The following is a 10,188-nucleotide window of genomic DNA, read 5'->3' as shown; positions in this document are numbered from 1 at the left end:
CTGAAGTTCTTCATGTTCAGACTGGCTAGGCTATACGCTTAAAAGAAAGCTTGCCAACCCGGAAAATCCGCTGACCCGAAATTTCCGCAGAGCCAATATTCCTGCCATTCCATGCTGAGTTAAAATGGTGGGAGGTTTAGGGCGTTATTTCGAACTGACCATGTAATCTGATGTCTGTAGAAGAAGCTCCGAGCATTACTTTGAAACTACCCGGTTCCACACGGAAATTCATATTTTTGTCCCATAATCCTAAATCTTGTGGTCGCAATCTGAAATGAACAGTTTGTTCTTCTCCAGCTTTCAGACTGATACGTTCAAAGCCGCGTAATACTTTGGTATAAGTGGTAACGCTGCTGATTTCATCCCGTAAATAAAGTTGTACTACTTCATCTCCTTTTATTTTTCCTGTATTTTTGATTTTACAACTTACATGGATATCTCCTTGTACTCCTTGATGTGATGGTGATATATGTAAATCACTGTAAGTAAAAGTGGTATAACTTAAACCATGCCCGAAAGGATATAACGCTCCGTAAACGGAAGTGGAGGAACTTTCGTCTGACCCTGGTTTAAAGGGAAAAGCAAAAGGAATTTGCCCTACAGATTTAGGAAAAGTAACTGCCAGTCTTCCCCCCGGATTATAATCGCCGAACAAGGCTTCGGCCACAGCTTGTCCGCAAAATTCTCCGGGAAACCAAGCATGTAAAATGGCAGGTACATGAGCTGCTGCGTAGTTTATAGAAGAAGCGCGTCCGTCGAGCATTACTAGAATGACCGGTTTTCCGGTAGCACAAACAGCTTTTAAAAGTTCTTCCTGCCGTCCGGGAAGGTTAAGGCTGGTTCGTGAACGATCTTCCCTGACGGTCAACTCATTCCCTCCTAATACCATGACTACCACCTCGGCTTGTTTGGCTGCACGAATGACTTCTTGCATTAATCGGACTTCTTCCGCAGTTTTCGGGAAATCAAGGATTTCACTTTCCGGGAAATGAGGGTCTATGATGTCACATCCTTTTTTATAGATCACTTCTGCATGAGGCAACAGTTCTTTTATACCCTGATAAACGGTTTTAATAGGAGCATTGGCCGGACCGTATCTGCAAATCAATTGAGTCTGTTCGTCGGCATTGGGACCGATAACGGCAATGGAACGGATAGATTTGGATAAAGGAAGCAGGTGCGTTTCATTTTTTAGTAATACAAGTGACTGACGGGCAGCCTCCAATGACACAGCTTGATGTTCCTTACTATGGACTATTTGTTCTGCTTGTTTACCATTGCCACGATAGGGATTGTCAAATAACCCTAGCCAGAATTTGATACGAAGTATCTCGGCTACCCGTTTGTCGAGAGTTTCCTGAGAGATTTTGCCATCATCAACAGCTTTACGAAGAGGCAAGATAAAATCGGCAGGCGGAGTGAAATGGGTACGGATATTCAGTCCGGCATTGACCGCCTGTGCTATTCCGTCTTCGTATGTATCTGCTACTTTATGCTTGTTGGAGATAAATTCCACAGCTTCACTATCCGATACTACGTATCCTTTAAATCCCCATTCTTGACGTAATATTTCGGTCAGAAAATGGTAGCTTCCCGTAATGGGTTCCCCGTCATAGTCATTATAAGAGCTCATTACTCCCAGCGCTCCGGCTTCTTGAAATGCCATCCGGAAAGGTTCTATATATAAGGTACGCATTTCTCGTGGGGCTACGTGTGGGTCGGTTCGTGTCTTTCCGTCACGTCCGCCTATCGGGATACTATAAACTGCAAAATGTTTCGGAGTAGCTACCAGATTGTATTTTTGCAAACTGGTAATCATTTGTTTTCCTAATTCTCCTACTAAATAAGGATCTTCTCCGTATGTTTCTACACATCTTCCCCAGCGAGGGTCTTGGGCGATATCAAGGATGGGAGAATAGATGTTGGTATATCCCAATGCTACCGCTTCTTTAGCTTCCACTTCTCCGATACGGGCTATTAATTTTTTGTTCCAGGTGGCACCCTGTCCGCACTGGGCGGGGAAGTAGGTTGCCCGGTCATGACATAATCCGCGAATACCTTCATTGGTGAAATCTACTGGGATACCTAAACGTGTTTTTTCTACAAACCAGCGTTGAATGGTGTGTTTGGCATCCACATGTTTGGCGTATGGAAAAGAATATTCGGACTTGAAAGCCCCTAATCCGTTATGCTCTTCATCTATGTTTCCTATTCCGTCTTTCCATACTTCTGTTTTCCAATTGTCTTGAGGCAACGCATCTTTCAGTACGCGTCCTGAACCGTAAAGGGTGGCCATTTGACAGGTTTTTTCTTCTAGTGTCATTTGTGAAAGCAGGTCTTGTACTCTGTCTTCCAGCGGGGCTTTAGGATTTTCATATAGATCCATTTTCCCGTTCTTGTTGAAGTCTATCCATCCTTTGTGGTAAATTCCGTCCGGTGTGCCCCCTGATATTGGGGTACAGAATAGGAAAGTGATTGCTACAGATAAAGTGTGTTTATTCATGCTATTTAAGTTTTGTATATATCTAATACGTACAAAGATAGTTTTTTACTCATTTCTTTGGAAGATAATTTTAGAATAAAGTTGAGTGTTTCTTGATTCTGGTTCGTTTTTATAATAAACAATGAAGATAGCTATGAAACATGTATTTTTATTTGGAATATTCGGTTGGCTTTTATCATTTACGCTTGTTGCACAAACAGGAATTTGGCAATGGTCTGTACCTGTTCGTAATTTTAGCACTCATCCCAAAAATTCTGAGTCAAGGGCTTACTTGTGGATTCCCGGGCAGTGTGAACAAGTAAAAGCAATCTTGGTTGCCCAACACAATATGGAGGAAATTTCTATCCTTGAAGATGAGGCTTTCCGACAACGTATGGCTGAGCTTGATGTTGCTCAAATATGGGTATGTCCTTCTTTCAATCATGGATTTGATTTTACGGATGGGGCATGGGAAACTTTGGATGGCCTTTTGGCAGATCTTGCTGAAGAATCTGGATATAAAGAGTTGTCTACAGCTCCTTTAATAGCCATAGGACATTCGGCTGCTGCTAGTTGGCCTTATTATCTTGCTGCCTATAAACCGGAACGTACATTGGCATGCATTTCTGTCAGTGGTCAGTGGCCATATCATCGTGATCGCTGGCTATGTCCGGATATTTGGGGAGAACGTAACATCAATAAAATTCCTTGTCTGGAAACCATGGGAGAATATGAATCAGCACATACATGGAGCAATGAAGGTTTGAAAGAACGTAAGGAGCATCCATTGCTGCCTTTAAGCATGTTGGCCTGTCCTGCTGAAGGACACTTTGCCTATACTCCGGAAAAAGCACAATATATAGCTCTCTATATCAAGAAGGCAATGCATTATGGACACGTAGATCCGACAAAGGAGGGATGGTTGATGGAGCGATGGAAAAAAAATGAAAAGCCTTCATGTATTCCGGCACCGGTAAATCAATTTAAAGGGGATCCTGCACAAGCATTTTGGTTTTTTGATCGTGAGATGATAGAGGCTACTTTGGCGTATCAATCCCGATATTACGATATGAAGCCACAATTGGTAAGTGTGTCTCAAAACGGAAAAACAGTATCCCAACAGAATACTCATTTACAAGTTCACCCGGCTTTTATACCACAGGAAGATGGTATCACATTTCAATTGACCCCTGTTTTTTTGGATACTGTTCCAGGAGAAAGTCCCCGACTTTCCAATTGGACTGATTTGCCTGTTGGGGCATCTATTGGTCATGCTGGAAAAGCTCCGGTCCTGCAGATGATTACCGGCCCAGTTGTTTTAGTTGATTCTGTGACATTTCGAATACAATGGAATCGGGGAACTTTATGGACGGACAAGAAATCGGATATTGTTTTTTCAATAACTCATCCGGGAGATGAAGAATATAAACCGGCTGTTCAGCAAGCTCAGATGATAATTCCGGTTAAAAATACGGAAGGACAGCAGCAATATATTAAGTTTGCAACGTTACCGGACATAAAGCGTGGTACTAAGTACGTTTCTTTATCTGCTGTTTCCAGTTGTGGCTTGCCGGTCGATTTTTATGTGGAATCGGGACCGGCTTATGTGGATGGTAATCGATTGATATTAACTGCTATTCCTCCTAAAACCACCTATCCGGTAAAAGTAACTGTAATAGCATGGCAATACGGAAAAAACTCTGATCCTAAGATAAAGACTGCAGAGCCGGTAAAGCAAACATTTTATATTCGGTAACTTTAAATTTGAATGGAAGAGGCGGATGATAAAATAATTCATTTGGATTGAGTGGAATAGCTTTATGATACGTATTTTTGTGAAAGAGAATGAATAGAATTATGAGAAAGATCGTTTTATGGATATGCTTGCTTGTAACAAGTGTATTATATGCACAGGAAACTTCCTTATCGGTGAAACTGTCACAAGGTCATCCCCGTTATCTGACGGATAGTAATGGCAAAGTTGAAACGCAGAAGTTGATAAAGGAAGAACCGTGGGCACAGGAAGTGTTTGAAAAGTTAAAGCAACGGACTGACCGGTATGCTGACCGAGGGCCTGAATGGCTTACTTCCCGTTTGCAAATGTATTGGAAAACTCATGCAACGGAGGTATATATTAAAGGAGAATATTATGATCATGCAGGAGGAGAGAAGGCGCCGGCTCCTACGGTGATGTATACCGGTGCACGCAGTCATGCAACTAACTATGTACGTCCCAAGCTGGAAGATTTGAAGCCTTATCAGGAAGATGCTCGGGGAATGTATCTGGCAAATGGGACGTTGGAAGGCAGACCGTACGAATGGGTGAATATCAGTAAAACCGGAAATATCATCCAAAGTATTAATGTAGAGATACTGGGTATCGCCCGTGATGCCGCTTTTCTTTGGTGGATGACCGGGGAGAAGAAATATGCTGATTTGGCAGCTTCGGTATTTGACACTTATATGACGGGGATTTATTACCGGAATGTTCCCAAGGATTTGAATCATGGACATCAGCAGACTTTGGTGGGTATGAGCAGTTTTGAAGTCATTCACGAGGATGCTGTGAATGCTTTGGTTCCATTGTATGATTTTTTATATGATTATTTGAAAACCGATAAGGCTGATAAGATGGACATCTATGCCGGAGCATTCAAGAAATGGGCGGATAATATCATTGATAATGGAGTGCCGCATAATAACTGGAATCTGATGCAGGCACGTTATATCATGAGCATCGGCATGATTTTGGAATCTGATGCTTCTTATCCGGATAAAAAGGGAGGCGAGTATTATATTGATTATGTGTTGAATCGTTCTTCCATCCGTCAATGGTCACTGAAACAGCTTGCTGATTATGGTTATGATGCTGAAACCGGTATTTGGGCTGAATGTCCGGGTTATAGTCAGGTAGTTGTCGGGGATTATACGGATATGGTCACTATCTTTGACCGTAATTTGGGTATGGACCTGACCGAGGAGATTCCTGTCATAAAAAAAGTGGTGGCCGCCGACCCGCAATATTTGTTTCCGGATTGTATGACAATGGGTTTTGGCGATACACATCCCGGTAAATTGAATCCTGCTATCTTTGCCCGTATGGTAGCTAATGCCCAGAAACATGGTAAAAAAGATCAGGAAAGACAATTTACTGCTATGTTGAAGTTATTTGATCCCGATGCCTCCAAACCGGCGACTGAAAAGAAAAATGTGAGGGTGGCGGTAACTTCTTTTTTCAGTGACAAGCCTTTGGTAATTGATGATAAGATACCTGCCGGTGATATCAATGATTATGTAACTCCTACTTTTTATGCTCCCAATGCCAGTTGGTTGGTGCAACGCAATGGCATGGACAAACGTCATAGTTTGATGATTGCCCAAAATGCCAGTGAAGGGAATCACATGCATGCCAATGGCATCAGCATGGAACTTTATGGAAAAGGATATCGTCTGGCACCGGATGGAGGTATTGGCTTGACCCTTTATTCCGGTTTGGATTATTTGGAGTATTATAGTCAGTTCCCTGCACACAATACGGTTTGTGTAGATGGAATCTCTTCTTATCCGGTTATGAAAAGCAATCATGCTTTCAAATTATTGAACTGCTACCCCGAAGCAGGGATGAAAGTAGATTATCAGCCTGTGAGTTATAGTGAAGTCTTTTTCCGTGAACCTGAATCACAAGCTGATCAAAACCGTATGATGAGTATTGTGACTACAGGAGAAAAGAACGGATATTATGTCGATATTTTCCGTAGCAGGAAAGTGGAGGGAGGAGATAAAATGCATGATTATTTTTATCATAATATGGGACAAACCATGAACTTGACTGCTGCTGACGGGAGTAGCTTGTTTCTTCAACCAACGGAGGAACTGGCTTTTGCTGGGGCACATATATATGCCTATTCTTATTTGTTTGACAAGAAAAGTGCCGAGACCTCCAAAGATATTAAAACAACGTTTACTATACAGATGCCGGATGAGGATAATATCAGTATGAATATGTGGATGAAAGGTGCTCCTGAACGTAAAGTCTTCTCGGCTTTGAGCCCGATGACTGAAGGATTGAGCCGGATTCCGGATATGCCTTATGCTATCAAAGAGCAACCTACGTTGACTTTTGTAGCCCGCCAACAAGGTGAAGCTTGGAATCGTCCGTTTGTAGCTGTTTATGAACCTTCTTCGGTAAAGGAGCCGGGATGTATTTCCTCCGTTACTTTTCCAGAAGTGGAAAGTGGTGTGGCTGGAAGTCATGTCGGAATTTGTATTCAACAAAAAGAGGGGCGTGTGGACCGGATTATTTCTTCGGATGATGCAGGTCATTTGTGTAAAAGTGGAGAAATGACTGTACAAGCTGCTTATGCATTGTGGGGAAATAAACAAGGCGATGATTGTATTTTCTTTTTGGGAGGAGGTACACTATTGAAAACTCCACATGTTGAAATAAGTTCATTGACAGTAACAGATGTGATGTTGGTGTATAAAGAGGGCGTTTGGAAATATGCAGCTTCTGCACCTTGTAAAGTCAGGATGAATGGAAAAGAATATAATTTGTTGCCCGGACATGATTTACGCAAACTTTGATATAAACTTTCTTTTATAAAGTAATCTTTTTAAATCATCATCCTTTCTTTTTCATACAGCAAATAAGAAGTGGATGATGATTTTTTCTTTTTTTGATAGGGAAAATATATTCCCTTTTCACTATATTTGCATTATTTGATAAACACGAGGTTCCAAATATGCACAATGTAATGAAAAACATTTTAAGATTTATATTTATATTGTTTCTTATATTCTTGTCTTTACCCATTTTCTCTCGTTCCTACGCTTTTCGTGGCTTGTCTGTAACTGAGGGATTATCAGATTTAGTGGTAAATGCCATCTATAAAGATTCTTTAGGTTATGTGTGGTTGGGGACCGGCAATTCGTTGGAATGTTTTGATGGAATTCATTTCAAGCATTATCTTATTCCGGGTTCAGATGAAAAATTGAAACGGGTAAATGCCATTGCTGAGATGCCTGGCAATGAATTGTGGATGGGGAATGGTAGTGGATTATGGCGTGTTAGCAAGCAGAAAAATAGTTTGGAGCCCATTGCCCGTGAAACGATAGGATATGCTGTGCGCTCTCTTTTACATGATGGGAAAGGAATACTTTATATCGGAACAGAAAGGGGGCTTTTCATTTATAAAGGAGGTAGCTTGAACCAAATTATGATAGATCCTAATATGTTGTCGGCGGCGAACTCTATTGGTGGCTTGAATTTGGGAGAAGATGGAATACTTTGGATGGCTACGGAGAATGGTCTTTATTCTCTGCGACTTTCAGATAGAAAAATAGAGGCTTATCATAATGTGATGGAAGAGAAGCATGTTTGTTCTTTTAAGAATATAGCTAGGATTGGGAGTATGCTTTATTTAGGAACGATGGGGCAGGGAATCATCAGTTTTGATACACAAACTAAAGAATTTGCTCGTTTTGTTGATGTAGGTTGTAATGTAATTTCTTCTTTATCCGGTGATGGGAAAAGCCTTTTGTATGTGGGAACCGATGGTAACGGAGTTCATTTTGTATCAACGGATAAAAAGAAAGTTGTTCGTTCCATGCGTCATGAAACAGGGAAGGATGAAACTTTGCGTTCTAATTCCGTTTATTCTGTTTTGGTTGATAAAGAAGGTTTGATTTGGGTAGGATTCTATCAGCTGGGGTTGGATTACACATTATATCAGAGTGGGCTGTTCTCCACTTATACGTATGCTCCTTTTTTTGATTCCAGAGATATGCCAGTACGTGCACTTGCTATCAAAGAGAAAGAAAAACTGATTGGATCTCGTGACGGACTTTTTTATATTGACGAAGAAAATCATCGTTATAAAAGTTTCAAGGTTCCACAGTTACGCTCAAATATGATTTTCAGTTGTCTGTATTATCAGAATGAGTATTATATAGGTACATACGGTGGTGGAATGTATGTTTTAAATCCTGCGACTTTGACACTCAGAGATTTTGAACCGGATGGAGGAATGCCTTTTAGTAAGGGACATATTTTTTGTATCAAGCAGGATCGTGAAAAGAATTTGTGGATAGGAACATCTTTAGGAATATTCTGCTATAAAGACGGCAGACAGATAGCTCATTATACCAGTGCCAATTCTAAGTTGCCAGAAGGGAACGTATATGAAATCTATTTTGATTCCACTCATAAAGGATGGATATGTACAGAGAATGGAATGTGCATTTGGGACCCCTCTGCCCGGACATTGAAAACCGATGTGTTTCCTGAGGGATTTATTCATAAGGAAAAAATAAGAGTGATCTACGAAGATTCCAACCATGATCTTTATTTTTTTCCGGACAAAGGCTCTCTTTTTATCTCTGATTTGTCTATGACTATTTTTAGGCGTTTGCAGCCGGGGACTCCTTTGGATGGGAATGATGGTATGTTTATTGTAGAGGATCGTGAAAAGTGGTTATGGCTGGGAACTAACAATGGTTTGTTCCGGTATGATAAGAAAGACCATTTTATTCCTTATAATTTTGTTGATGGTATTCCCAGTTCCATTTTTACTCTTTGTCCGCCGGTACGTGATGAGAACGGCATTTGGTTTGGAAACTCCAAAGGGCTTCTGTATTTGGATACAGTGCGGATGAATCAGAGGAAATCCGTTCCCTATTCGGTTGCCATAACAGATATATGTGTAAATGGAAAATCTGTAGTGCAATCTGTTGTGGGAGATGGCGGCAAGAGTGAAATTTCATTGGAAGCTTCTCAGAAGAATGTTACCTTTTACTTTTCTGATTTCAGTTATACGGCACCTGCTTTTATGTCATACGAATATCAATTAGAGGGTGAGGATACCGGATGGATGGCTTTGACAGGTCGTTCGGATATTACTTATTATGATTTACCGTCCGGTAATTATACTTTTAAAGTAAGACAGATGGGGAATCCAGAGTCAGAAACTCAGCTAACGGTTAAAATAGCGTCTTCTATTAGTATATGGAGCATAGTGTTCATCGTGATAGCTGTGGTGACCGGAAGTATTGCTGTCCTTTATCAAAAAAAGAAAGAGGTGGAGAACGAAAGGGAAGAACTGATGCCTGACTCTGCTAAAGTTATAGAAAAGGAGATTCAGCCAGTTGAGGAATCCCATATTGTAGCGGAAGAGAAATACAGGACAAATAAGATAAGTGTGGAGGAATGTAAACGGTTGGCTGAGAAATTGGAGATTGTTATGCATAGAGAAAAACCTTATACTAATCCTAATTTGAAGATTGCCGATTTGGCTGTGTCCATTGGCACATCATCTCATACTTTGTCCTATTTATTTAATCAGTATCTAAACCGTAATTATTATGATTATATCAATGATTATCGCATAGCTGAATTCAAGCGCTTGGTGGAGAAAGATGAATATGCTAAATACACTTTGAGTGCTTTGGCTGAGTTGTGTGGGTTCAGTTCAAGAGCTTCTTTCTTTCGATATTTTAAAAAAGCGACTAATATCACTCCCAATGAGTACATTCGAAGTATTGGGAAAAACAATGAATAACCTCTCTATTTTTTGTTGAGAGTCTCAAATTATTATATGATACTGAGTGTGTCAAATTCTTAATCTGTTATAAATTAGCGGATTAGTATGTCTTTGGTCTAGGGTAATGATATGAGATTTATTAGAATAGAAAAAGTGTTTTTCTTGTCC

The 10,188-nt window shown here is 40.6% G+C and carries 4 protein-coding genes; 3 read left to right on the top strand and 1 reads right to left on the bottom strand.

Going from position 1 to position 10,188, the window contains the following annotated elements; genetic code table 11:
* Positions 1–136: 136 nt before the first annotated feature.
* Positions 137–2,503, bottom strand: a complete 2,367-nt coding sequence (locus RE317_RS12070) for a glycoside hydrolase family 3 N-terminal domain-containing protein (protein WP_008670299.1) — start codon at positions 2,501–2,503, stop codon at positions 137–139.
* A gap of 133 nt (positions 2,504–2,636) precedes the next feature.
* Between RE317_RS12070 and RE317_RS12065 the strand changes: the two genes are divergently transcribed.
* The 3 genes from RE317_RS12065 (at position 2,637) to RE317_RS12055 (ending at position 10,038) form a co-directional block, all read left to right on the top strand.
* The gene (locus RE317_RS12065) at positions 2,637–4,238 is read left to right on the top strand and encodes a hypothetical protein (RefSeq protein ID WP_032939591.1); all 1,602 of its coding nucleotides are present in this window, start codon (positions 2,637–2,639) and stop codon (positions 4,236–4,238) included.
* An 89-nt stretch (positions 4,239–4,327) separates the two neighbouring features.
* Positions 4,328–7,066, top strand: a complete 2,739-nt coding sequence (locus tag RE317_RS12060) for a heparinase II/III family protein (RefSeq protein ID WP_008670296.1) — start codon at positions 4,328–4,330, stop codon at positions 7,064–7,066.
* A 158-nt stretch (positions 7,067–7,224) separates the two neighbouring features.
* The gene (locus RE317_RS12055) at positions 7,225–10,038 is read left to right on the top strand and encodes a two-component regulator propeller domain-containing protein (protein ID WP_008670294.1); all 2,814 of its coding nucleotides are present in this window, start codon (positions 7,225–7,227) and stop codon (positions 10,036–10,038) included.
* Positions 10,039–10,188 lie beyond the last annotated feature (150 nt).

The organism is Phocaeicola sp. GP0067, assembly GCF_031119655.1.
In the GTDB taxonomy this organism is placed as follows: domain Bacteria; phylum Bacteroidota; class Bacteroidia; order Bacteroidales; family Bacteroidaceae; genus Phocaeicola; species Phocaeicola vulgatus.
This window is presented reverse-complemented; position numbering and strand designations above follow the sequence as displayed.

What these genes read in the sequence shown, in the direction of transcription:
- RE317_RS12070 (WP_008670299.1), bottom strand. Translation starts at nt 2,503, where the DNA reads ATGAATAAACACACTTTATCTGTAGCAATCACTTTCCTATTCTGTACC.
- RE317_RS12065 (WP_032939591.1), top strand. Translation starts at nt 2,637, where the DNA reads ATGAAACATGTATTTTTATTTGGAATATTCGGTTGGCTTTTATCATTT.
- RE317_RS12060 (WP_008670296.1), top strand. Translation starts at nt 4,328, where the DNA reads ATGAATAGAATTATGAGAAAGATCGTTTTATGGATATGCTTGCTTGTA.
- RE317_RS12055 (WP_008670294.1), top strand. Translation starts at nt 7,225, where the DNA reads ATGCACAATGTAATGAAAAACATTTTAAGATTTATATTTATATTGTTT.